Genomic DNA, 23,477 nt, shown 5'->3' on the forward strand with positions numbered 1-23,477 from the left:
CCCTCACCGTCTCACATAATGAAGCGCCACACATCCGGATTTGAAATGTATGGTATCGGTCAACTTTAACTCAAGTTTTTCCTGAAGACTTCCGGCATCCAGCAATCGTCTTCCTTTTCCCACGATCACCGGATGGACCACCAGATTAAATTCATCGATAAGGCCCGCTGCAATCAACTCCGGAAGCAGGCTTATACTGTCTACTGAAATCTTTTTACCGGGTAGCTGTTTCAGTTTCAGGAGTTCTGCGGCAGGGTTGCTACGGACTATCCGTGTATTTTCATCAGCGCTGTCCAATGATCGGGAAACAACAACCCTGTCGATAGCGGTAAGCCTTTCCGCGAACCTGTTTTCACCTGCTGTACCGGATTGATCCCTCGCAACATCGCTCCAATAGGGAAACATGAGCTGGTACATGACACGCCCGAAAAAGAACAGGTCAACATCATCCATCGTTCCTGTAAAATAATCAAGCAGCTGCTCACTTGGATTGCCAATGGTGTGATCGCAGTAGCCATCTATGCTGATGTTTATACCGAATGATACAGTTCTCATTTTATTTGTTTTTGTGAAGACGATAGCCAAAAGTAAGCTATGGCATTAAACATTTTTGGGTGTTCCGCGACAAAAAGAGGGGTTTTCTGGCAAATGTAAATTTGCCGTTGTTGAATTTCACCTACCCGGGTACGATTTGTTATACAAACATAAAAGGTGTCAGAAATGGCAGCTGCGGTGCGCCCCTGAAAGGGTTTGCCAAAATTCCATTATGTTTACAGGAACATTCTGCTGCAAAATAATTGAAGGATAATAGTTTATATACTGACGAACAGCTGTTCGCCCTGATCGCTACGGGCGATGAAGCGGCGTTTGAGCGTTTGTTCTACCGTTACCTGCCGAAACTGCAACTGGTGATCCGGAAGATCGTGAAGCAGGAGGCTGTGGTGAATGATATCATACACGACATCTTCCTCAATATCTGGCTCAAACGGGAGGAATTACCGGAGATCAGTTCCCCCGCCAGCTGGATCTATCGCGTCATGTATAACCGTTCCCTCACCTGGGTAGAGCGGCAGCAGCTCCACAAGCGCAAACAACAGCAACTGCAAGCCGTCACCACTACCAATGATGCCGAAGAAGCCGTGTTCTTCGCGGAAACATCCAGACTGGTGCGGGAGGCGATCCGCAAGATGCCGCCCCAAACACAAAGGATCTACCTGCTCAGCCGCGAGTCAGGGCTCCGCATACCGGAAATTGCCGGTAACCTTGGACTTTCCCCGAATACGGTCAAAAACACCCTGGTACGGGCAGGAAAGCTCATTCGTGACCATCTCCGCGACCATGGCATCGTATTGCCGCTCCTGCTTTTTACTTTCTATTGATTTTTTTCGGGTCCCGTTGGTCCTTAATCCTCTTTCGCGGGACTTTATATGTAGGGGCTTTTTATATCACTATTATTTCACCTTCAAAACGATGATATTTTGTCTGACAGAACAGTCATACGTCAATTGCTGAAAAAGCTCACTGATGGCGTTGCCACAGAAGAAGAATCCCGTTTGCTGCGGCAACTGATCACGGAAGACGAGCAGGGCAGCCTTGCGGAGGAAGCCAATATCTACTTCAGCGGGCAGGCAGACATATCCACGGCAGAAGGCACGCCTGACCCTTACTGGGAACAGGCTGTCCGGAACATCCTGGATGTGGACAAGGTACAACCCCGGCGTTCATTCCGCTTATACTGGCTGGCTGCCGCTTCGGTATTATTGCTGGCGGTCGTTGCGGGTATCTACAACCGGGAAACCCGTCCGGCCCCGGAAACCGCGGCACAGGCAACCACAGCGGATATTGCGCCTGGTAAGGAAGGTGCTGTCCTCACATTATCCGATGGTACCAAAGTGACGCTGGATAGCCTGGGGAACGGCGTAGTGGCCTACCAGCAAGGCACACAGGTGATCATCCGCAATGGGCAACTGGCCTACGATCCTGCCGGAGCTTCAACAGCGGCCATCGCATATAACACCATGACTACACCAAAGGGCCGCCAGTTCAGGCTCCAACTGCCGGACGGCACGTCTGCCTGGCTCAATGCTGCCAGCTCCATCCGCTTCCCTACCGCATTCACAGGTAAAGAACGAAATGTGCGGATTTCCGGGGAAGTGTATTTTGAAGTAGCGCACAATGCCGCTCAACCATTCATCGTGAACGTAGATGACCACGCCTATATAAAAGTGCTGGGCACCCATTTCAATGTGCAGGCCTATCGCGATGATGCCAGTATCCATACCACCCTGCTCGAAGGTAGCATTGTAACCGCCGGCATCACCCTGCAGCCCGGCCAGCAGGCCCGGTTGAGCAGGATCTCCGGCTCCGCTCCGCAACTGGCAGACCAGGTAGATACTGATAAGGTCATGGCCTGGAAAAACGGCCTGTTTAATTTTAACGGCGCATCATTGGAAGAAGTGATGAAGCAACTCGAACGCTGGTATGATATAGAGGTCATATATGAAAAAGGCATCCCCGACATTACTTTCGGCGGTAAAATGACCAAAGGGGTTTCCCTGAAGGGCGTGCTGACAGCATTGGAAAAATCTGAAGTGCATTTTAAACTGGAAGGAAGAAAACTGATCGTATTGCCATGAGAATTTTATAACAAACCTATGCCGGATCAACAAAACAAAACCGGAAGTGTTGGACGCACTTCCGGGGAATCGTTCAGTTGATACTAAAACAGGTCTCGACAACCAATTTCATTCACAACCAAAACCTTGCTAAGGTATGCAAAAAACTGCTATCAGCGGCTTGGGCAAGCCGGTCCCGCCTCCATACGGACCGGCCACCCGGAACACCGGGCCCGGGCTGCCCGCCAAAATCATGCGAATTATGAGAATGCTCTCTTTCCTGCTCCTCGCTGCCTGCCTGTCCGTTCACGCCACAGGCGTGGCACAGCACGTTACGCTGTCCGGCAGGTCCCTTTCCATTAAACAGGTGTTTGCCGCCATCGAACAGCAAACGGGATATGTGGCCTTTTACAATGAAGACCTGCTGTCCGGCACCAGGCCGGTATCCGTATCTGTCAGTAATATGCCATTGAAACGCCTGCTGGAAGAGGTATTAAAAGATCAGCCGCTGGATTATGTGATAGAAGACAAGACCATCATCCTGTCCCGCAGGGCCCGCACGAACCCGGTCTATATTTCACCGGCGGCGGCGTTAGCACCGGTAAAACTGCGGATCACCGATACCACCGGGCAGCCTTTGCCCGGAGCGGCCGTCAATATTCGCGGCAGCAGGGCATCCGGTATGACAGATGCAGATGGCATATTGCATATAGACGTTAAGGAAGGTGATGTACTGCTGGTATCCTTCGTGGGCCATAACACACATACCGTTACCATAACAAAGGATATCCTCGACAATGCCACACTGGATATTACGCTGCGTCCATCAATAACCCGGCTGCAGGAGATCGTGGTAACCGTGAACACCGGGTATCAGGTAGTAGCGAAAGAGAAGATGACCGGTGCCACAGTTTCCCTCGGCAGCGCCGAACTGGAGAAAAGATACACCCCAAATATCATGGACAATCTGGAAGGCAGAGCGCCAGGCCTCGTCATATATCGCGGCACCACCTCCATTCGCGGCATCGGTACGATCAATGCCAACAAGAACCCGCTCATTGTACTGGACGGCTTACCTGTTGAAGGCAGTGTAGCAGACATCAATCCGTACGATGTAGAGAATGTGACCGTATTAAAAGATGCGGCCGCAGCAGCGATCTATGGCGCCCGCGCCGCCAACGGCGTGATCGTGATCACCACAAAAAAAGCCAAAGGCAATCGCACCACCGTGGAATTCTCCAGCGATGTGACCATTACGGAGAAACCGGATATCGGTTTCAACCTGCTGACACCCGCACAGCAGGTGGATATGGAGGGCCTGGTATATGACTACCTCTACTATGGCGGCATCTACCCCAGCACCGAAGCGGCGGTAGCGGCTACGGAAGCGGCTTTTATCAGGGGTTCGGGCATACAGCCGTTGTACTATGCTTATTACCAGCGGGCTAAAGGCATCATTACACAAAGCGAATTCGATCAGCAGGTAGCCAGCCTGAAACAGGGCGACTTCCGCCGGCAGTTCAAAGATCATGCTTTGCTGAATGGCCTGCTGCAACAATACAATCTGGCTGTAAGAAGCGCAGGAGATAAATTCCAGTCCAATCTCATCCTCAACTACAAGACGAGCAACACCGGTATCATCAACGCTTATGACCGTCAGTTGAACCTGTTCTACAAAGGCGCCTACGATATCACAAAATGGCTGAGCGCCAACTATGGCGTAAATACTGTGCTTGGTTACGGGAAAGCCAGCAACAGCGCATTTGCCACCAGCGGGCTCAATATACCATCTTACCAATCCCTGCTGGATGCCGATGGCAACAATGTATATTACTCAACGGCAGAATACAACATGTACAATACGGACCCGGCCAGCCAGCCTTCACAGGACCTGCGGTTCAACCACCTGGAAGAGCTCGGGAAAGATATGAAGCGCACCAACAGCCAACACAACCGCTATTATCTGAATCTTTCCGCCAAAGTATTACCGGGCCTGACGCTGACACCGCAATTCCAGTATGAAAGCAATACCATCAGCACATCTGCCTATTCGGAAGCAGACAGCTATATCATGCGGTACCTCAAAAGCGTGTACACTACATTGCTGCCTGCCAATGGCGGCAAACTGGCCACTACCAATACACGTGGCGACTACTGGACAGCCCGCGGCCAGGCACAATATCAGCGCAGCTTCGGTGCGCATGCAGTGGATATGATTGCCGGTACGGAATTCAGGCAAACGCGCGTGAAAGGAACAGGCGGTCTCCTGCTGGGTTATGATGATCAACTGCAATCGCATGCTACCACAAGCGTGAGCTTCCCTGCACTTTATGCGCTCCGGAACACAACAACGTTCAAGCCAGGATTCAGCACGGCCGCTCTCTACAGCACTTACCTGAACGATCCCCTCACCGTAATTCCGGAAACAGTGCATCGCTTCAATTCCAACTATGCGAACGTCACCTATACGTATGATGACCGGTATAATGCATTCGGTTCTTTCCGTGTTGACTATGCGGATGTGTTCGGCCTGGATGAGAAATTCCGCGGCAGGCCGCTCTGGTCAGCCGGTCTGGGATGGGCCATCCACAACGAGGGATTTATGGAGGGGATATCATGGGTAAACTTCCTCAAGCTGCGTACCACGTATGGCGTGACCGGCAACATCGTTCAGGGTGTGAGCAGCTTCCTCACGGCCAACTCTACCCTGGTGAATCCGATCACCAGCGCACCCTTGTCCATCGTCACAAATGCCGCCAATCCGGAACTGCGCTGGGAAAAAACAACTACCGTCAACGCCGGGCTTGATTTCGCCCTCCTGAATAACCGCCTGAACGGTACGCTGGACCTCTATCGCAAAAAAGGCTCCGACCTGCTGGTCACCACCCGTCTCGATCCTTCCGAAGGCTTTACCAGCCAGATCATCAACAATGGTGGTGTGTTAAACAAGGGCATCGAGCTGAACATCAACTACGAATGGTTCCAATCCACCCGGAGAAACGGACTGCGCTGGCTGACAGGTGTACTGCTGAGCAGAAACCTGAACGAGATCACGTATATCGATGAAACGGCCACCACACCTGTTGCACTGGCACAGAACGGATACCGGGTCGGTTTCCCTGTGAACGCATTATATGCTTTCCAGTACAAGGGGCTGGATGCAGTCGGCCAACCGCAATGGCTTGCCGGAAATGGCGAGCTCACCATTCTCCCTTTAACGGGCAATGACATGAATGCCGTGATATACAGCGGCACCTCCGATCCCCGCATCAACGCCACGCTTACGAATGAATGGCATTATAAGGGCATCAGCCTGAATGTACTGGCCGTGTATTACGGCGGGCAAAGCCTCCGGGCCGTTGTGCCCGAAGTGATCAGCGGCGCTCCTTACGGCTCCATGCCCGCCTACCTGCTGGACAGCTGGGAACCCGGCAAGACCAACACCATTATACCCGGTTTCGGCAAATATTCACCGGGCATGTACCCGGGCACCCGCAGCGTACCGCCCTACCATCTGGCCTACTCAGACGCATTCGTGCGTAAAGGCGATTTCATCAAGGTACGAAGCGCTACACTGGGCTATCAATTACCACATGGATGGACGGACAGGATCGGCGCGCGATCCGCAAAACTGCGTTTCCAGCTCAACAATCCTAAAGCTATCTGGACCCGGAATGACATTGGTCTGGATCCCGAGACCGGCGGAGCACGCGTGCCTTCTTCCTTCGTCTTCGGTATTAATGTCAACTACTAAAACCTGCTGAACATGAAAAAGATCATCGCTATTACAGGATGTATATTATATATGGGCATCGTGCTGCCGGCCTGTCAGAAATTCACGGAGATCACGCCGAAAGGCGCCAACATACTCAACCGTGTGTCTGACCTCGACCTGCTGCTGAACTACAACTTCTCTTCCGGAGATGCGAACAGTGCGCAGGCGGCCTTCTCTGCCAATGATGTGGGCAACCTGGTAAACGATACCTATGCCTACACAACGAACATCCCGTCGCTCATCACTGCCCAAACACAGAATCTCAATTATGCATATACCGTGTATGATGCGTCCATAGACAGGAAAACGCTGGCTGTTACGGATGCGAAATATGAAAAGATGTATTTCATCATCAACAATGTATGCAACGTGATCCTCAGGAATGCCGACAATGCATCCGGCGACCGGCAGAAAGCCAGCCAATACAAGGCGGAAGCCTATATCCTCCGGGCCTACATGCACTACATGCTGGTCAATCTCTATGCAAAAGCCTATGATCCGGCCACTGCGGCTACAGACCCCGGCATTCCTTATGTAAAAGAAGATAATATCATCTCCGAGCCCAACAGGAAAAGCACCGTTGCAGAAGTTTACGACAACATTCAGGCTGATATAGATGCCGCTTTTCAACTGAACAGCCTACCCCGTATCCCTGTAAACAATATGCGCACAGGGCAGGCGTTCGCGTATGGCGTAAAAGCACTGGTACTGCTGAATATGCGCAAACATACGGAAGCACTGGCAGCTGCCGGCCAGAGCCTCAGCATCGATAGTGTTTTGCATGATGACCGGCTCTATGCGCCCGTGGGTACCGCTGCCTACGTCAAACCGGTGATGACACCGCAGGAGAACCTGTTCTACATGGGAGCAGGCGGCAGTCCCACCGTTGCATCGCCCAGTATCGAGATCACCAGCCATATTTACGAACCCGGCAACATCGTCAACAGCTATGTGGAGCCGTATTATGCGCTGGACAATCCGTTCAGCGGAATTGCAGGTTCAAAGCTGTGGCTGAGCCAGGGAGGGGTTTATGCGATCAATACCGCCGGCCTCACTACCAGCGACACTTATCTCATCCAGGCCGAATGCCATGCGCGTAGCGGAAACCTCAATGAAGCGCTGCGCATCATCAACAAGATCAGGGAAAGACGGATTCATCCGAACGACTTCACACCGGTGTCTGCCAATACAACAGCCGGAGTAATGGCCTTGCTGATGCGTACTTCCCGGATCGAATTCCTTTATAGCATGCGCAATTTCTTCAACATCAAACGCTGGAATACGGAACCGGACTACCAGCAGACCATAACCAGAACGGTGAACGGGGTAACTTATTCGCTGGCTCCGGATTCTCCGCTCTGGATCTTTCCCTTCCCGCAAAGCGCTACCAATTACAATAATGAACTGACCCAAAACTATTAGTATCATGCTTATCACTAAACTGACCGCAGCACTCACCCTGCTGACACTCACCACACAGGCACAGGAAAACTTCGTCATCAACGGTAAAACAGGCACCGGCAATGCGCCCGGGAAAGCCTACCTGCTATATAAAAATGGCCGGGACATCATCACCGATTCCGCGGACCTGCATCATGGCGCATTCGAATTCAAAGGCAGCCTGAAGGAACCTACCCTGGCCCGCCTGATCGTAGATCATAAAGGCATTGGTTTTTCCAACACACCCATGAACGCGGATATGATCATGATGTATCTCGAAAAAGGTACCATCCATATCAATGCGGCAGATTCCGTAAAAAAAGCGAAGATCACAGGCTCGGCCATTAATGACGATCATGCCCGTTACCAGGCATTCATTGCCGGCACGGGCAAGGAAGACCTCCTGACCAAAGAGTTTGAATTCATCAGGGCGAACCCTGATTCTTACGTCAGCCTTTATACCCTGCGCGCAGCAGCAGTGCCGGTGATAGACGTACCGGTGATAGAGCCGCTCTTCAATGGATTGAGCAAACACTTGCAATCGTCTGTTACAGGCCGGGAGTTCAGGGAACTGATCGACAAGAAAAAGGCATTGGCGATAGGACAAATCGCACCCGGCTTTACGCAGAATGATGTGAACGGCCAGCCGGTGAGCCTCTCGGATTTCAGAGGTAAATATGTGCTGATCGACTTCTGGGCCTCCTGGTGCGGCCCCTGCCGCGCTGAGAACCCTCACCTCGTGAAGGCTTACAACAGGTATAAAGACAAAGGATTTACCGTACTCGGCGTTTCGCTGGACAGGCCCGGCAAGAAAGAAGACTGGCTGAAGGCCATTGAAAAAGATGGACTGACCTGGACGCAGCTATCCGATCTTCAGTTCTGGGACAATGCGGTGGCCAGGCAATATGGTATCAAAAGCGTTCCCCAGAACTTCCTGCTGGATAAAGAAGGCCGTATCCTGGCCGTTGATCTGCGCGGAGATGCGCTGAATGAAACACTTTCCAGGCTGATCAACTGATCATGTTTGCTGTTAAAAAACGGAGGCTGTATCTTTTCAGGTACAGCCTTTTGCATTGATGAGCAGCTGCGATGCCTGTAACTACGCAGCTCCGCGGACGCTGCATCGCCAGATATGCAGCGTCCGCAACACATCAGGCCAACACCCTCCCAATTGTGCGGAAAGATCATGAAAGTATCTGACCAATCAAACATCGAATATCATGTGGCCTGTCAAGCATTTTATTTTTTTATGTAAGTTTGCGCCATACAATTGATAACCCAACATTCGTACAAATGATGAAACAACAAATGATCTCTCTGGCAGTTGCCGTATTAGCATTGACTGCCTCCTCCTGTAACAATCAAACCAGGCAACCTTCCGCAGCAGAAGAATCCGGAGAAAAAACGGTGGCCGCAACCGAAGAAAAGAAACAGCCAGCCGGTAACGACCCCGCCGGTGCAAAAACGTTTGACATCAATACCATTCCTGTATCCGACAAGGAGATCGGAGAATTTCCCTTCTTCAACTTCCCGGAAGGCCTTAAAGCAACCAACCGCCCCATCCAGCGTAAATACGATGTGCTGTATTTTCCGATAGATGGCGTTATGACGCCGATAGAAGGCAAAGTTTGGAAAACGTATGTGTCTATAGCAAAGGGGTCTGATGACGAATGGTCCTTACCCTATTTTCTGAAAAGCTATGACGAAGCAATTGCCGCCGTTGGAGGAGTGAAGATCTTTGATGGTAAAATAACGAATGAGGAATATGAACGGTATCACGACCAGGCGGAATATCTGGGAGAAGATGGCTCCATTGGTTATGTTGGTCAAAGAATAGTCGTTTATGTGATTCGCCGGAGCGATGGCAGGGATGTCTATATTCAAATGGCCGGGAACACGGCTTCAGGCAACCTCAATATCCTGCAAAAGGAAGGCTTTAAACAAACCATCACCATGATGAAGTCTGACCAGATACAGCAAGCATTGGATGAAAAGGGGAAAGCCGTTCTTTATATCAATTTCGATGTAGATAAATCCACTTTAAAACCTGATGGAAAAGACGCCGTTGCTGAAATCAGAAAAGTGCTGGAAAGCACCCCCTCCCTCAAAATTGCCATTAATGGCTATACGGACAATACCGGTGACGATGCGCATAATAAACGGCTGTCAAACGACAGGGCTAACACGGTGATGCAGGCACTTGTTGCCGCGGGGATAGATAAGGCAAGACTGTCCGCCGAAGGGTTTGGCTCTCAAAACCCGCTTGCTGACAACTCATCTGAAGAAGGGAAGGCTAAAAACAGGAGAGTGGAGCTTGTTAAAATGTGATTTTTATTGACCGGTGGCAACCGGTAGGGTAAAGGGCTTCCATTCGCGAAGATGTTTTTCTGCTTTCTGTTAAAGGCTGATATCTCCCCATGTTGATTAAGCCTTTGATAAAAATATGGTCCAATCATTTCCCGGTTTTTCTTAAATTCAACCAGAAAATGTCTTTGTTAGCCAATGAATGAAACAGAAAAAACAGTAAAGCTACGGAAACCTGATCCTGAAGAAATCCAGTATATAATGGTTTCTCGTCTTGACGGGCATTGGGAGACGATTCATATTAATGGGACATCCACATCATTTCCCATTTCATTAATTCGTGGCTTGGTACATAGACCCATGCCCGAAGAAGCATCAACCTTATTTATCCGAAGGCACGACAATGGGAATCCGGATGAGTCATGGCTGGGTAAAAGCTACGGTTTTAGATGGCAGCGCAACTTACAAAATACGCTTACATTAATCTTTCACATAAAGGATTTGCAGCGGGTCTCATGCCCGTCAGCTTTTAAGAAACATGACATCGGGTGCCATTTAAACCATAAACACTCATTTGCGAATGAGCATCTGGAAGCAATTTTTTTAAAAGAAATGGCGGTTACCAACCGATGGCCTTTATTTGAGCAGTATTGCCATTACTTATTAAAATTACTTGGGATACATACAATACACCCTGTGTCTTTAAAAAAAAGCAAGGGTAAAGCAGATGGGCAATTCATATTCCAGGATCTGTTTGTTCTCTATGATGCAACCCTAAGAAGTAATTTTCGGGAATACAAAAAAACGCAAATAGCATCATATGTTACCCAGTTAAAGAAAAAAAGGCATATTACCATCGGTAACAAGCCTTTTGTCCTTAGAGATATGCAAAAGCAGATCTGGATCATAACAAGAGGAACTGAAAGTGGCCCAATAACCTTGGATGCAAGTATAAATTCAGGAAAAATATCCGTAAAAGAAGTTCCATTCACTAAATTGGTGGATATCTACTTCAAGAGAATGCACGAGGAAATCATGGCTGAAGATATATGTCTGCTTCTGAAAAACATCTGACTCCCGGCGAAAGACGGTATGTTTCAACGAACTCCTAATACTGTACAGCCAGGTTTTACCAAATATCCGGCATCCTCTGCACATCAGGCCTGCAGCTTCAATTGCGCTGAAAGGTCATGAAAATACCTGGCCGACCAAACATCGAGCCGCTCCGGATGACGGATAAAGCGACGGATACCATCCTTCACCCGATCCATATTTACCGAATCTATCTTTTGTTTGAGCAACGATCTGAATTGTGCTTCCGTAATCACTTCTTCCTGCCAGTTGCCGCTGCCTTTGGCGCGCAGCAGAAAGTGAGAAAGGTTGAGCGGTGTTCCATTTCTTATATACCATTCCATATCGTACCAATCACGCCCCTTGACATTGTTTTGCCATTTGCGAAAGAGGAGTGCATGCATTTTACCGGCAAAAAGGTCTGGCAATGAAAAACACTTTACATAAAAAGAAAATGGCCGGGTCAGCAGCTTCTCTTCGGTCGCAAACCCTAAGGGAGGCTTTTTGTCCACCTCAATCTTGATTTTTATCCTGGCCACCTGCCCTAAATGTTGTTCGGGCAAAATGCTATCAAGCACCAACTCCTTCCAGATCGTTTCGGATTTCAGAAACGCAGATTCTACATTGGATTGTGCAGACTTTACCTTTTCATTAATGCTCACCTGCATGCCCTGTGCATTAAATTCCGAAATAATAGCCTGCATATACGGTTGAAATGAAAAACCGGCATCTTCCTCAAGTAAAGAGAAATCGAGGTCTTCAGAAAAACGATCCAGCCCGTAAAAAATCCGCAAAGCGGTTCCTCCGTAGAAAGCAGCTTTGTCGAAGAATCCGCTGCGATACAATCCAGCCAGGCCTACCTCCTGCATGATCTCCCGTAATGCAGATGTTGCTTCTTCCCTGTTGGCCGGGTTATATGATTCGAGCCATTCTTTTATCATAGCTGTTGTATTGTTTGTACCAAAATATCCAGCGAAGTTCTTTTCGGGGAATTGACAAGCCACTCCTTCATAGCGGGAACATTTAAAGTCTTCAACCGGTCCAGGTCTATCCTCAAATCGTTTTCCAGGTAAGCAAGCGCACCCTTGCGGCTTCTAAGCTCTACCCCTGCAGTGGCAATGATCTTGTCAAAAAGCGCCTTTTCGGGCGTAGCGACAAGGAAACGTTGTTTGGGAGAAACTGCTACGCTTGCAATCCCATAACTATAGTACGGTAGCCGCAATCGCGTATAGCTAAACACACCAAGAGGAGTCTGGTAAATACGACTGCCCTTTGTGGTAACGGAAGTGGTTTCATAGACTTTTTCCGGGATAAGGTCATAGTAAGACAAGGCGCTTTCGAGCGAAACATAGCTCGGCCCCAGAATATGATTGGCCAACAGGAAGGGATCAGGCTGCTGATGGGTGATCTTTGGGCCGGCCACATAAAGCCCTTTTCTTACGGGGAGCAAAAGACCGTCCTTTACCAGATACTGAATTTTGTCATTCGGCTGCCGGTAATCCTGTAGCAACCATGTCATTACATGATGAGGAATGGGGGTTTCCCCGTATTGCTGTATGGATTGTGCTAAAGTCACGTTACAAATGTAGAATTTTATAGGGATAATATGAAATATTCATATTATCTATGTCAATTTCCGCATTTTCCATCCCACCTTTGCATGATGTCAGTACCTGGTATCTAAAGACGTTTTCAAAACCCGTAAATTGCACCCCCCGTAAACAATACGTTCCGCATCCCACAGTTGGCGGTAATTTTAAATACATCAAACAACAATCATGAGTATTGAAGAAATAAAAACACACATCTTTCAGAATTTTGAGCATGTCAATATTGTTGAAGCGAATGGTGACCTGTTTTTTATGTATGACAACAACGACAAGTTCCCCTTTGCAACGATCGTGACCAGCGATAATGAATACGACAGCACTTCAAACCTCAACCGGGAGGGTTTCTTTCGGCTAAACGTCGGGCTGGACGGCGAGACGTTCAATTCGATGTTTGGAGGACTGACCAGTGAAAAGGGACTTGAAGCTTACCTGAATTTGGGAATTGACTTTACAAAAGAAGACACGATACTGCCTCACCCCACTTATGGCGCGATGTACTGGGTTTGCGTGGTCAATCCATCGAAGGAGACGTTCGAATCGGTGAAGGAATACCTGGCCCTGTCCTATAATAAAGTCGCAAAAAAGCAATAACGGACGCTCAACGGCGTGCCGGCCGGCAACCTGCATTTCTGCCGGCTTGTAACGCTTCGTACACCCATCCATGAAACTGCTGTCATCCTTCTGTCGTGCCGGTATAAGTCAGAGAGGCAATGGGTGGATGACGGATGGACAACGGGTGGCGACCGGGGAAAAGGTGGACTTACAGCGGTGGTGATCCGGTGGCGAGGTGGGAATGAGTATTTGCAGGATACCGGATGAGGCGGTGTTATGCTCAAAAACAGGAATGCCCGCAGCGAAGGCCTGCAGGGGAATTTGCGGGTTATTGTATGTGTTTTTCAAGATCGGTTTTCAGGATAGTTTGCTCACCAAATACAGTACTCAAGGCGGGGATAACCTATTCTCTTTGTATGATGTGTCGGGTGGATGGTGTGCGTTTGGAGAGCGGAATGAGGTGGTGATGCTGTGCCTTAGCATCGGTGTGGGTGGCGGTGGTTGATGGAAGATCTTTCCGGTTTGTGGCTCCTGCACCGCTACGATATCCGCGGCCACATATTTACGGTTACCGGAAGGGTAACCATCCTTCATGGCCCTGACCTGCAGGGTCACAATCAATGTTCCCTTCCCCGGCACATCAACAGATAATGCCGCCCCGGCGAAAGGTTCCCGGGGTGTCGAGGATGAGGGTAGCGGTTTCTGTGTCTACCACTTTACGCTCTGCAAAGCTGATCCGCGCGGCGATCACTTTTACCTCCAGGGCGGTGAAGCCTTTGAGGTCTTTCAACGTTTGCGCGGGGATGTGCAGGATACCATCAGCAGACAGTACCGGGTCTACACAAAAGAACTTGTCTGTTCCCGTATAACGGTTAAACCGGAAGCCTGCAATGGCCCCGGGGTTGTTCCTCCCACCTTTGATGATCGTTTTATTCAACCGGTTAACCCGGCTGCCGTCGGAACGGATATCCAGTTCCTGCGCAAAAGCGCTTCGGATAAGCCGCCCTTTCCTGCTGGCAACGCCGAAGCGTTGTGCGGCCTGGCGGGTAGCGGAGGTTTGTCTGACCGTTTCAGGCATGCAGCGCATGAAATGTTTGCCGTTGCGGTTGTAACCGATCAGGTTGCCAACTCTCCCCGTAAAGGTGAGCAAAGATGTTTGTCTGCCCATGAGCAATTGTTTTGGTGCTATCTGAAATAACGCATCCGGGGAAGGAAGGTTCATCCATTTCCATCAAATTGCCATGATTTTATTAAATTTAGGCCATTGTAATACTATTTCTTAACCCTTATTTCAATTGTTATGACAAAACCCTTCCTGCTTCTACTGGCCTTTGCATTCACTCAACTATCTGTAAAAGCCCAATCAGATTGTGATGAACTGAAAAAAGAAAATGAGTACCTGAAAAAGGCCATAAAGTTTACCACTCCCACCAAAACCCTCACTTCCTCAAAGATCGATTTCAACCTCATCAAAGTTGAAGGAAATACGAAAGAGCAGTCAGTGGATATCGTTCTTACGTTAACCAATCGTGATGTTAACAAGAACATTAACCTTAGCAAAGCAGTGGCTATTGATATAGAAGCCAATGAATATGAAACCTACAATACCAAGATTGGCAGCGGAGGCTCGAGGAACAAAATATATACCGACACCCCGGTAAAAACAGTGATCAGATTCACCAAGATATTACCGGGCGTTAAAATGCTGAAATTAGTTCCGATAAGCTATTATGACGAATCAGGAAATACCGTAGGCATCGAATTCAAAGATCTGACCATCGACTGGAAATAGCTACAGCCCCAGCTTCGCATAAGGCACCCGTATCCCCTTCACCCGGTAATAATACGGGTCCATATAAGCACCTTCGCAGCTGGGTTCCCCGCAGGCCGAAAAATTAAGACAATACGTCAGCAACAGCTCATTCCTCCCGTTATCGAACTCGGGATGAATGACGGGCGTATAATACCGGGCATACTTGCCCTTGAAATACTCCGTGATGGTGTACACCGGTATTGGCGCGGTAAACGGCCCCGTTGGTGAACTGGCGGTTGCGATGTATATCCTTCTGGCGGTATCGCAGTTAAAGCCCTGGTCCATCGTCATCAGGATGTACCTGCCGTTCAGGTAAGCCATACTGAGCGTTCCCCTGACATCAGCGATCTTTGCGCCGCTGCCGGTATCGGGACTGCCGGTCCATTCCCGGCCGTTATAATATTCCCATTGCAGCGGGGCATCTTCGCCAAACCTCGCCACATGTACATAGCCGTCGTAATTGAAATGAATGCCCTGCCTGCCGAAGACATATACATACCCATCTCCCGGCCTCACCATACCACCGGAATAAATGATGGCCTTCTCGCCCTCCAGCCCATCAGGCATCATGCGCTCCGCCTTCCATTCCGTGCCCGCGCTTTGCGTTAAACGGTAAAGCGATTGCCCGGTGGCATCAAGGCCATTCCCTTCTCCGCAATGCACATACACCTTGTTACCGATCTCGATGCCGGGGCCGGACCAGGTCCAGGACGTGCCGGGCTGTATGTCAAATACCTGCCGGGGCTTACCGGAGCTGCTGTTGGGGATCGTCATGTTAGGGGTATTATCCGGATGCCAGTCGGTTTTACCCGGTTGTATCAGTACCGAATTGCTATAGCGGTGAAAATCCTGGCATGCGAACATGTTGTTGGGCTGCAACTGCACGCCGTCCCACGCATCCTGCGTGACCCAAAGCACTTTACCCTTATTGGGGCCCCAAGTCAGCGGAATACTGTTCCCCTGATCGAAAGCGGCAGAGCCAAGGGATGTGTTGTTCCGGTTGAAGAAATTGACCACCGCATCATCTCTGTAAGTGTCATGTTCGATCATGGTCATATTCCAGTATTGCCTGCGGTCGTTCGCCGGGGCTTCCTGTATCACCATATCACCGGCAGCGCCTCCTCCGGGAGAAAGCGCCAGGCCATTCTTTTTATTCCGTATCCTGTATTGCCCGGCTTCCTGTTCTTCCAGGCTCCATAACAGCTGATCCGGATGCTGCGGGAGTGTGGCTGACAACTGAATAACAACGCCGCCTGCATCAGAAGGTGCACTCAGCAATTTTCCGCTGTGCAGGTTCCGGATATGATAATACCTGGTGCCGTTCACCGTAGTTTGATAGATCAAATGCCATTTCTGCCAACGCTTTAACGTACCGCCCGGCACGGGGATGCCGGATTGCTGCAGTGTGGCGCTGTCTTTAAACTTTTCATTCTGCAAAAGATCGCCTCCTATTTCAAGGTACTTTCCGGTCTTTATGTGCTGTAGTGTGACGGTAGCGTAATCAGGGATGGGCGGCGTTCCCGCCGGATCGTGATGACCGGTTAACAGGGATAGCAAGAAGCAGGCTACAGTGAGACATCTCATCATGTTACAAAAATTAAATACTCACATCAAAAACCCGTTCTTCGCCTGAATAGGCACAGGAACATTCCCTTCCCCGATCATCTGCAGCAGGTCTATTTCTATCGTACGGCAAATGGAAAGCATCGGCACATCGTTATACAAACCTTCGAACGGGTTTTCCGTATAATCGCCGATCATTTCCATCAGCACATACACCCAGCCCGTTATAACGCCAAATGGAATGCAAAGCCACACACCATTACCTCCTAACTTGCTAAACTCCGCCACGAGTCCGAAAGGTAAGAGGAATACGAAAATGCAGACAAAAAGAAAACTGAAGCTGCCGTACTGCCGGGGGAAGGGGAATCGCTTGATACGCTCTGCTTTGCCCTGTTCTTCATAAAAGCTATTGAGCACCCGTTGCATTTCAATATGCTGCATCATGTTCATGCAGCCGCTGTTGTAGAGCGAGAGCAAGTCAGCGGTTTGCCTGTCTATCAACTGTGTGGCCCTGTTCGCCATCCCGTCGTAAGCATTTCGCTCTTCCTGCTCAAGATATTGCCTGGCAGCCACTTCCGCCAGTTCCTCCTGGTACGCCAGGTCCAGCAGCCGGTGCTGCCGCCGCCGGTTGTAGGAACCCCAAAGCCAGTGCAGGCTCACATGTTCCCAGGGCGCGGGCATGAGCAACTGCTCCCGCAGCGTGTACACATAGGCAATATGCCGGTACACCATTTTCTTTTTCAGCTGATCCAGCTGTCCGGCACTGATCGTCTCACCGGCTGCGAAGTGCTTCACCATCGTGCCCAGCATCCTGCTGTTATTGATGATGGCGCCCCATATTTTCCTGCCTTCCCAGAGACGGTCGTATGCCTGGCTGTTTTTAAAGCCGACATAGAACGCTACCGCAATACCGATGATCGACAAAGGTAACCAGGGAATAGTGATCCATTTCCAATGGGTAAAGTGATATAGTGCGGTAACGAGTACCATCCAAGCCGTAAGCCACAACAGATGATGGCCCCCGAATTCGTAAATGGCCCTGATGCCGAGCGTTTTTTTGACGATCATTGGCTGAAATGCATATGGTGAGTGTCCAAATTAGGCAAAATAGGCAGCTTTCCCAACAGGCGGGTTTACTTCACTTCCAGCTCCAGCAACGCAACATGCAGGTTCCTGTTTTGCAGCGGCAGCTCCGGGGCATCGGAGGTTTTGTAATGGCCGAGGAACACAAATCCAAATGACATATAGTAGGCGATGATCCGGTCATTTTCTGCCCAGGTATCCATCCGCACATACCGCAAACCATGCTGCCGCACATATGCCTTTGCCCAGTCCAGTACTTTCTCAAACTGTTTCTGCCCTTTGAAAGCGGGGTTTACAACGATCCTGTGCAGATAGATGGCATCATTCCGGTCCCGCTCTCCCCAGATAAAAGGATCATTGTGCTGTACGCTGAAAATGCATAACACCTCCTCCCCCTGCAATATCTTGAATTGCGAACGGCTCCTGATATCTTTCAGCAGCGCTTCGGGGTCAATTTCCTGCCATACCTTGTAGCCGTTCTTCCCTTGCAGGTCCATGGCCTGCCGGAAAAGCCTCTTTACCAGGTCAAGGTCTTCTTCCGTTGTTTGGATGATCCTGATATGATCTGTGTTGTTCTGCATGGCCCGGGTTTTAACAAAAAGGGCCGGCCAACGGCCAGCCCTGCAAAAATAGTTGTTTTCATTATTGGATCTTCAGTGGAAACTCCGCCAGCAGATCCGTGCTGCCCGGACCATAAGTACCATCCTTGCTCCCGGGCTGGTGCCGTACCACAGTACGGAAGAAACCGGTGAAGGCCCCTTTGGTGGCCAGGGTAATCTCCAGGCCTATGGGCAGGTTGTTGTCATCCTTATCCAGCGGTGTAACGGTCGCTACGGCAGACAGGGAATCCGCCACGGATTCGTTCGCGTTGAGGAAAAAGAGATGGAATATGCGGTGTTCATCTGCTTCCTCTTCAATTTCGTGCGTGATGGTATCCGCCGGGTTTTTACGCTCGTCAAAAAGCTCGGTGGTTACCGTATAGGTGGTATTGGCTTTCAGGCTGATCTCATCGATCACCGGCGTGGAGCCATCGCCGCCAAGATTTTTCCAGTTGGCTACCACTACATCGGTGGCATTGGCTGCGTTGGTAAAGGTGAGCTTCACCGTGGTGATCTCTTCATTGTCATTTTCTTCCTGCGGTTCGTTCTTTTCTTTTTTGCAGGCAGCAAAGAGCAGGGCAATCATGACAGCGAATACGGATAATGTCTTTCTCATGTTAGTTCAGTTGTTGGATGTTTAAGATTTGTTTTTCCTGAACTGCAGCGGCAGCTTCAGTTTCAGGTACACATTGGTACCCGGTTCATCCGCGAAATAGCGGAAGAAATTCATGTAATCGCGGTAGCGGGCATTCAGTAGATTGCCTGCCCCGATGATCACCGATAAGGGCTGTCCGCCGAGTTGCAGGGTGGACCCGGCTTCGAGGTTCAGCAGGGTGTAGCCTGCCGGCGGCGCCATAAGGTCCTGACCCCGCGGGTCCGATTTATCGGTCAGGTTCGCCGGTGTGCGCGTCTGCTCCAGTACATTGCTCACGCTCAGGGATATGTAATTTTCCTTCAGACGCTTTGTATTCCCGGGAAAGAAACTCAGCTCATGCTCAAAGCGGTCAGACGGCATGGCAATGAGCCAGTCGTTATCTGTTTCGTTCCATGCGCGCAGGATCGACGCTTTGGTGCTGAGCTGCCATTTGGGAAGAAAATGCCACCGGAGCTGCGCATCCATTCCTTTCATGCTGACGTCCGACTGCCGGAAGTACGTGTAAGGGAACGCGCCGCGGATGGTTACCACAATACTGTCGGTCGGTTGCTGGAAGATGAAGTTGCGGATGTAATTGTAATAAAGGTTCACATCTGCTTCCAGCTTCTCCCCGATATCATAATGCAGGGAAAGGTTGAACTTGGAGGCGATCTCCGGATCGAGATACGGGTCTCCGTCCACATACACCGCTGCGCCATGATGCAGGCCTGTGGCATATAATTCATTCACTGCGGCTGCACGCCAGGCGCGGGCAGCATTCAGGGATACATGAAAATGATCGAGGATGCGGTATTGTGCGCCGAGCGAGCCGGAGAAGCTGGAAAAGTCCTGCTCCGGAAAGCTCTTTTCACCGAGATTGTCGCCGAGGTTGTAAAACCGTTTATTATCGTAGCGGATACCACCTTCCAGCAGCCATTTGTTATCGCTGCTCTCCCATTTCTCTGTCCAGAAAGCGCCCCACTGGAGACTTTCGTAGTTGGGAACAAAGAGGCGGCGCTGATAGCTGTTGTCCTGGTACATGCCCGTGGCCCCCACCGTTCCGCGAAGTCCTTTCCAGTCGTGATGGTCCCATACCAGTTCCCCGTTGTAGGTGGTGAGGTTGAGGTTCATCTGGTTCACGGATAAAGCGGAGTTGCGGTCCAGCTCATCGCGGTAGTTGAACTGCCGCGCGAGCACCAGGTTAAGGCGGCCGGCCTCACCGGTGTTCAGGAAGCTTTTGATCTTGAACAGCTCGTGCTCCACGCGCTGGTAAGGCCTGTCGATTTCGTAGCTGAACCCTTCGGTGTATTCCGGCCGGGGCTTCCCCTGCCTGATCACTTCCTCCAGGTCTCCGCGGTTGCCGATATGGGAACCTTCGAATACGCCGAGGCTGGTATTGAACTGGCTGTAAAAGAGTTCCACGCCATAATCCGGCCGTTTCCATCCGGCGGCTACGGAGAAGTTCAGTTCCTCCACGCCGGTGTTATCCAGCCAGTAGTCCGGCGTACGGGTATTCCCGCCTTTGCGTACGGTGCCTTGCAGGCGCCAGCTGAGGCCCGGCACTTCCGGCACCTGTTGTTCCAGGATGGCGGAGACGGCGCCGAGGCGGTTATTGGAAAAACCGGCAAAGTTCACTTCTCCTCCCAGGCCCGGTGTCACGGGCAATGGTTTGGGTTCCGCCAGCACTACACCGCCGATGGCGTCACCGCCATAACGCAGGGAACCGGCGCCTTTGATCACAATGAGCTTGCTGGCGAGGAAAGGGTCCACTTCCGGGGCATGTTCGCTGCCCCATTGCTGGCCTTCCTGCCGGATACCGTTATTGAGAATAAGGATGCGGTTGCTGTGCAGCCCGTTGATGACAGGTTTGGAAACGTTGGGCCCGGTGGTCATGGTAGTGACGCCGTTCACCCGCTTCAGCGCATCGCCCAGGGTGAGGCCACGGGTTTTATCCAGCTCCCGGCCGCTGAGTGTTTCAACGGGGGCGGTGGTCACTTCCTTGGCGGCATGCCCGGTCACCGCTACTTCCTGCAGCCGCGTGATGCTATGCGGCAGGGCAATGTTGCGGCGCTCATCGCGGATGACCTGCCAGGCGATCTCCACCGGAACGCAGCCGATATGGCTTACGCGGACGGTGTAGTTACCCGGACAAAGCCCTTCCAGCAAATAAGCCCCCGAGGCATCGCTCTGCACGGCCTGCCCGGTTTCCTTTACGGTAATGCTGGCGCCGGACAATACCTGCCGGGTTTCTGTATCTGTAATGGTACCGCTTAAACGAATGGTACATTGTGCACTGGCGGATGCTACGAGCAATAGCTGCAACAACGCCCCTGTCAGCGCGATCTTCCTGATCATCATGATGTAAATGAATAAATTGTATAAGTATCCTGTAACGGGTCAGACGGATACGTATGGCGGTGCGCGCAGGGAAAAGTAATACGGGGGATATTGAAAGCGGAGCGCAGGCAGTTCCTGCAGCAGTGCTTTATAAGCGTGCGGTGTGGAGGGGATGGCGATAAGGGGCGCATCCACATACCCTTCGAGGGTCCAGTTAAGCCAGTCGCAATGCTGATGCTGGGTGGAGAATGCCGGGCCGCCGACGGGCGTTGTCATGCAGGTTTCATCCTGCGTGTCCTCATGCCCGGTAAAATGGTGCAGGTAATCCCTCGGCGTGATGTAAAGACAGAACACGCCGAGCAATAGAACAGCTGTTATTTGTTGTACAAGCTTCTTCACCATTGACCGATATCACGGCAAAGATAGTCAAAAACAGCGAATGCAACTGCGTTGCACACTATTTAAGGTGTTTTTAAGCCGGTTTAGCGCACTTTCAGCATGGTTCTCACCTGTTGAGTGACCCCGTTCTGGAAACGGCAGTAATACACGCCGTTGGGCAGCATCTCGCCATCGAAGGTCACCGTATAGGTGCCTGCGGCATGATCGCTGTCCGCCAGGGTACGCAGGAGACGGCCCATGGTATCGAAGACCTGTATGAGGGTATGCCCGCCGCGGGTGGTGTAGGAAACGACCGTTTTGAGGGTGAAGGGGTTCGGGTAGTTGGTCACCAGGTTGATGCCTTCATCCACTCCCGGAACGTTCGTTATTGTTCCGCAGGCCAGGCCGTTCACCAGCGGAAGGCTCTGATAGTTGTTGAGCATGATGGAGTTGAGGTCCGCCGCGGGTACGCAGAACCATTGTTCCAGCAATGAAGCATATACGGAACGGAAATCGTACTGCATGGGAATATTGTCATTCACGGAGGCGGCGTCCGGCATGGTGGGCGTAGCGCCGAGCACCTGCTGGTTCACATAATCCCCGAAAACGATCATGGGAGCCGAAGCGCCATGGTCGGTACCCATACTGCCGTTGGATTTGATGCGCCGGCCGAATTCGGAGAAGGTCATGCCCACTACCCGCTGTGATTTCTTCAGCCCTTTCAGGTCGTCCATAAAGGCTTTGACGGCGGAGGACACACGGCCCAGCAGGGTAGCATGCGTACCGGTGGTGGTATCGCCGCTTTCGGTCTGGCTGGCATGGGTATCAAAACCGCCGATGCTCACCATGTACAGGCGTGTTTTCAGGCCGCCTGCCACGAGGCGGGCAACGATCTTCAGCTGTTCCGCCAGGTTGTTGTTGGCGGGGTACGGCCCCTGGTTGGTCACGCGCGCGGCGGCTATCTTGATAGCATCCGCGAATTTGTTGGTATGTTGCTGTATAAGGCGGATATATTTCAGCTCTTTCCCTGCGCGGGTATCGGGTACGGGATCTTCCACGCCGTTGAGCAGGTTATAAAAATCCGTTGCGCTGGTCACGGCCATGCCCATATTGGTGGCAGGCCCCTGGAATGCAGGGGAAACGATGGAACCGATCTGGATGGCCAGCGGGTCCGGCATGTCCGCATTCGGATAATTGACGGGATAATTGGGATACTCGTAGTTCAGGTATCTTCCGCCCCAGCCGGTAGGCAGCACCTGGTTGGCATCTGAACCGGTGAGCCAGATATCCGTAGCCCGGAAGTGCGAAAAATTGGGAGATGGATATCCCACGCTGTGCAGCAAGGTCACATGCCCTTCGTTGTACATCTGCTGAATGCCGGTCATGGCGGGATGCAGACCGGTTTTCGCATGCCCGGCAAGCCGCAGCACCCGGCCTTCCGGGATGGCAATGTTGCTGCGCGCGGCCTGGTAGTTGCCGTACTGGTCCAGCGGGATCACCATATTCAGACCGTCATTGCCGCCATTCAGCTGGATCATCACCAGCACATGATCATTGTCCGTAGCCGCACCTTCCAGCGCGGCCAGCAGCGGGGAACTCCCGAATGCCTTCACGGAAAAGCCGTTGATGAAAGAGGGCAGTATGGCAGCCGGTGCAGTATATTTGAGGAAATCTCTACGTTTCATAAATAGGTTTTCAATATG

The 23,477-nt window shown here is 51.0% G+C and carries 21 protein-coding genes; 9 read left to right on the plus strand and 12 right to left on the minus strand.

Translation table 11 applies throughout. From position 1 onward, the window contains the following. Positions 1–3: 3 nt before the first annotated feature. Positions 4–555 carry a dihydrofolate reductase family protein gene (locus FW415_RS24335; RefSeq protein WP_148389684.1) on the minus strand — a complete coding sequence of 184 codons (552 nt, stop codon included), beginning with the start codon at positions 553–555 and terminating at the stop codon, positions 4–6. A gap of 242 nt (positions 556–797) precedes the next feature. Here FW415_RS24335 and FW415_RS24340 point away from each other — a divergent pair, with 242 nt between their 5' ends. The 7 genes from FW415_RS24340 to FW415_RS24370 all read left to right on the plus strand — a co-directional run bounded on the left by FW415_RS24340 (position 798) and on the right by FW415_RS24370 (position 11,208). Further along, positions 798–1,379 (plus strand): RNA polymerase sigma factor, encoded by a 582-nt coding sequence (locus FW415_RS24340; RefSeq protein WP_148389685.1) that lies wholly within the window; start codon positions 798–800, stop codon positions 1,377–1,379. Between the two features lie 99 nt (positions 1,380–1,478). Then, on the plus strand, positions 1,479–2,636 hold the full coding sequence (locus FW415_RS24345) for a FecR family protein (protein WP_246858859.1): 1,158 nt from the start codon (positions 1,479–1,481) through the stop codon (positions 2,634–2,636). 241 nt (positions 2,637–2,877) lie between these two features. After that, complete coding sequence (locus FW415_RS24350; protein WP_168208966.1) at positions 2,878–6,369, plus strand: SusC/RagA family TonB-linked outer membrane protein; 3,492 nt, start codon at positions 2,878–2,880, stop codon at positions 6,367–6,369. Positions 6,370–6,381: 12 nt separating this feature from the next. Beyond that, on the plus strand, positions 6,382–7,812 hold the full coding sequence (locus tag FW415_RS24355) for a RagB/SusD family nutrient uptake outer membrane protein (RefSeq protein ID WP_148389688.1): 1,431 nt from the start codon (positions 6,382–6,384) through the stop codon (positions 7,810–7,812). Between the two features lie 4 nt (positions 7,813–7,816). Then, complete coding sequence (locus FW415_RS24360) at positions 7,817–8,848, plus strand: TlpA disulfide reductase family protein (protein WP_148389689.1); 1,032 nt, start codon at positions 7,817–7,819, stop codon at positions 8,846–8,848. Between the two features lie 275 nt (positions 8,849–9,123). Continuing rightward, a complete protein-coding gene (locus FW415_RS24365) occupies positions 9,124–10,158 on the plus strand; it encodes an OmpA family protein (protein ID WP_210420788.1) in 1,035 nt (344 codons plus the stop codon). A gap of 174 nt (positions 10,159–10,332) precedes the next feature. Then, positions 10,333–11,208, plus strand: a complete 876-nt coding sequence (locus tag FW415_RS24370) for a hypothetical protein (RefSeq protein ID WP_148389690.1) — start codon at positions 10,333–10,335, stop codon at positions 11,206–11,208. Positions 11,209–11,291: 83 nt separating this feature from the next. Here the strand turns inward: FW415_RS24370 and FW415_RS24375 are convergent, their stop codons facing one another. Further along, positions 11,292–12,146 (minus strand): nucleotidyl transferase AbiEii/AbiGii toxin family protein, encoded by an 855-nt coding sequence (locus tag FW415_RS24375; protein WP_148389691.1) that lies wholly within the window; start codon positions 12,144–12,146, stop codon positions 11,292–11,294. Next, positions 12,143–12,781: a hypothetical protein gene (locus tag FW415_RS24380; RefSeq protein WP_210420789.1), complete on the minus strand. Its 639-nt coding sequence runs from the start codon at positions 12,779–12,781 to the stop codon at positions 12,143–12,145. Before FW415_RS24380 ends, FW415_RS24375 begins: the two co-directional genes overlap by 4 nt. A 202-nt stretch (positions 12,782–12,983) precedes the next feature. On the opposite strand from FW415_RS24380, the gene FW415_RS24385 reads away from it, so the two are divergent. Next, on the plus strand, positions 12,984–13,406 hold the full coding sequence (locus FW415_RS24385; protein WP_148389692.1) for a DUF6194 family protein: 423 nt from the start codon (positions 12,984–12,986) through the stop codon (positions 13,404–13,406). A gap of 108 nt (positions 13,407–13,514) precedes the next feature. On the opposite strand, the gene FW415_RS24390 is transcribed toward FW415_RS24385, so the two are convergent. After that, the gene (locus tag FW415_RS24390; RefSeq protein ID WP_148389693.1) at positions 13,515–13,715 is read right to left on the minus strand and encodes a hypothetical protein; all 201 of its coding nucleotides are present in this window, start codon (positions 13,713–13,715) and stop codon (positions 13,515–13,517) included. Between the two features lie 292 nt (positions 13,716–14,007). Further along, a complete protein-coding gene (locus tag FW415_RS24395) occupies positions 14,008–14,535 on the minus strand; it encodes a hypothetical protein (protein WP_148389694.1) in 528 nt (175 codons plus the stop codon). A gap of 132 nt (positions 14,536–14,667) precedes the next feature. Between FW415_RS24395 and FW415_RS24400 the strand changes: the two genes are divergently transcribed. Continuing rightward, positions 14,668–15,159, plus strand: coding sequence for a hypothetical protein (locus FW415_RS24400; protein WP_148389695.1), 492 nt, complete (start codon positions 14,668–14,670; stop codon positions 15,157–15,159). Here FW415_RS24400 and FW415_RS24405 read toward each other — a convergent pair whose 3' ends face one another. From FW415_RS24405 to FW415_RS24435, 7 genes are all read right to left on the minus strand, one after another. Continuing rightward, positions 15,160–16,767: an RICIN domain-containing protein gene (locus FW415_RS24405; protein WP_148389696.1), complete on the minus strand. Its 1,608-nt coding sequence runs from the start codon at positions 16,765–16,767 to the stop codon at positions 15,160–15,162. An 18-nt stretch (positions 16,768–16,785) separates the two neighbouring features. Continuing rightward, positions 16,786–17,811 (minus strand): bestrophin family protein, encoded by a 1,026-nt coding sequence (locus FW415_RS24410; protein WP_148389697.1) that lies wholly within the window; start codon positions 17,809–17,811, stop codon positions 16,786–16,788. A gap of 65 nt (positions 17,812–17,876) precedes the next feature. Further along, positions 17,877–18,407, minus strand: coding sequence for a GNAT family N-acetyltransferase (locus FW415_RS24415; protein ID WP_148389698.1), 531 nt, complete (start codon positions 18,405–18,407; stop codon positions 17,877–17,879). A gap of 61 nt (positions 18,408–18,468) precedes the next feature. After that, positions 18,469–19,041 carry a hypothetical protein gene (locus tag FW415_RS24420; protein WP_148389699.1) on the minus strand — a complete coding sequence of 191 codons (573 nt, stop codon included), beginning with the start codon at positions 19,039–19,041 and terminating at the stop codon, positions 18,469–18,471. 21 nt (positions 19,042–19,062) lie between these two features. Further along, entirely contained in the window at positions 19,063–21,417 is a 2,355-nt protein-coding gene (locus FW415_RS24425) for a TonB-dependent receptor (RefSeq protein ID WP_148389700.1), read from the minus strand. Positions 21,418–21,456: 39 nt separating this feature from the next. Next, positions 21,457–21,798, minus strand: coding sequence for a hypothetical protein (locus FW415_RS24430; protein WP_148389701.1), 342 nt, complete (start codon positions 21,796–21,798; stop codon positions 21,457–21,459). An 80-nt stretch (positions 21,799–21,878) separates the two neighbouring features. Next, a complete protein-coding gene (locus FW415_RS24435) occupies positions 21,879–23,459 on the minus strand; it encodes a DUF1501 domain-containing protein (protein WP_148389702.1) in 1,581 nt (526 codons plus the stop codon). Positions 23,460–23,477: the final 18 nt, after the last annotated feature.

Source organism: Chitinophaga sp. XS-30 (genome assembly GCF_008086345.1).
Lineage (GTDB): Bacteria > Bacteroidota > Bacteroidia > Chitinophagales > Chitinophagaceae > Chitinophaga.

Bases quoted from the DNA above. Each gene is read 5' to 3' on its own strand.
- FW415_RS24335 (WP_148389684.1), bottom strand. From the start codon at position 555: ATGAGAACTGTATCATTCGGTATAAACATCAGCATAGATGGCTACTGC.
- FW415_RS24350 (WP_168208966.1), top strand. From the start codon at position 2,878: ATGAGAATGCTCTCTTTCCTGCTCCTCGCTGCCTGCCTGTCCGTTCAC.
- FW415_RS24355 (WP_148389688.1), top strand. From the start codon at position 6,382: ATGAAAAAGATCATCGCTATTACAGGATGTATATTATATATGGGCATC.
- FW415_RS24360 (WP_148389689.1), top strand. From the start codon at position 7,817: ATGCTTATCACTAAACTGACCGCAGCACTCACCCTGCTGACACTCACC.
- FW415_RS24365 (WP_210420788.1), top strand. From the start codon at position 9,124: ATGATGAAACAACAAATGATCTCTCTGGCAGTTGCCGTATTAGCATTG.
- FW415_RS24370 (WP_148389690.1), top strand. From the start codon at position 10,333: ATGAATGAAACAGAAAAAACAGTAAAGCTACGGAAACCTGATCCTGAA.
- FW415_RS24375 (WP_148389691.1), bottom strand. From the start codon at position 12,146: ATGATAAAAGAATGGCTCGAATCATATAACCCGGCCAACAGGGAAGAA.
- FW415_RS24385 (WP_148389692.1), top strand. From the start codon at position 12,984: ATGAGTATTGAAGAAATAAAAACACACATCTTTCAGAATTTTGAGCAT.
- FW415_RS24395 (WP_148389694.1), bottom strand. From the start codon at position 14,535: ATGGGCAGACAAACATCTTTGCTCACCTTTACGGGGAGAGTTGGCAAC.
- FW415_RS24400 (WP_148389695.1), top strand. From the start codon at position 14,668: ATGACAAAACCCTTCCTGCTTCTACTGGCCTTTGCATTCACTCAACTA.
- FW415_RS24405 (WP_148389696.1), bottom strand. From the start codon at position 16,767: ATGATGAGATGTCTCACTGTAGCCTGCTTCTTGCTATCCCTGTTAACC.
- FW415_RS24410 (WP_148389697.1), bottom strand. From the start codon at position 17,811: ATGATCGTCAAAAAAACGCTCGGCATCAGGGCCATTTACGAATTCGGG.
- FW415_RS24415 (WP_148389698.1), bottom strand. From the start codon at position 18,407: ATGCAGAACAACACAGATCATATCAGGATCATCCAAACAACGGAAGAA.
- FW415_RS24420 (WP_148389699.1), bottom strand. From the start codon at position 19,041: ATGAGAAAGACATTATCCGTATTCGCTGTCATGATTGCCCTGCTCTTT.
- FW415_RS24425 (WP_148389700.1), bottom strand. From the start codon at position 21,417: ATGATGATCAGGAAGATCGCGCTGACAGGGGCGTTGTTGCAGCTATTG.
- FW415_RS24430 (WP_148389701.1), bottom strand. From the start codon at position 21,798: ATGGTGAAGAAGCTTGTACAACAAATAACAGCTGTTCTATTGCTCGGC.
- FW415_RS24435 (WP_148389702.1), bottom strand. From the start codon at position 23,459: ATGAAACGTAGAGATTTCCTCAAATATACTGCACCGGCTGCCATACTG.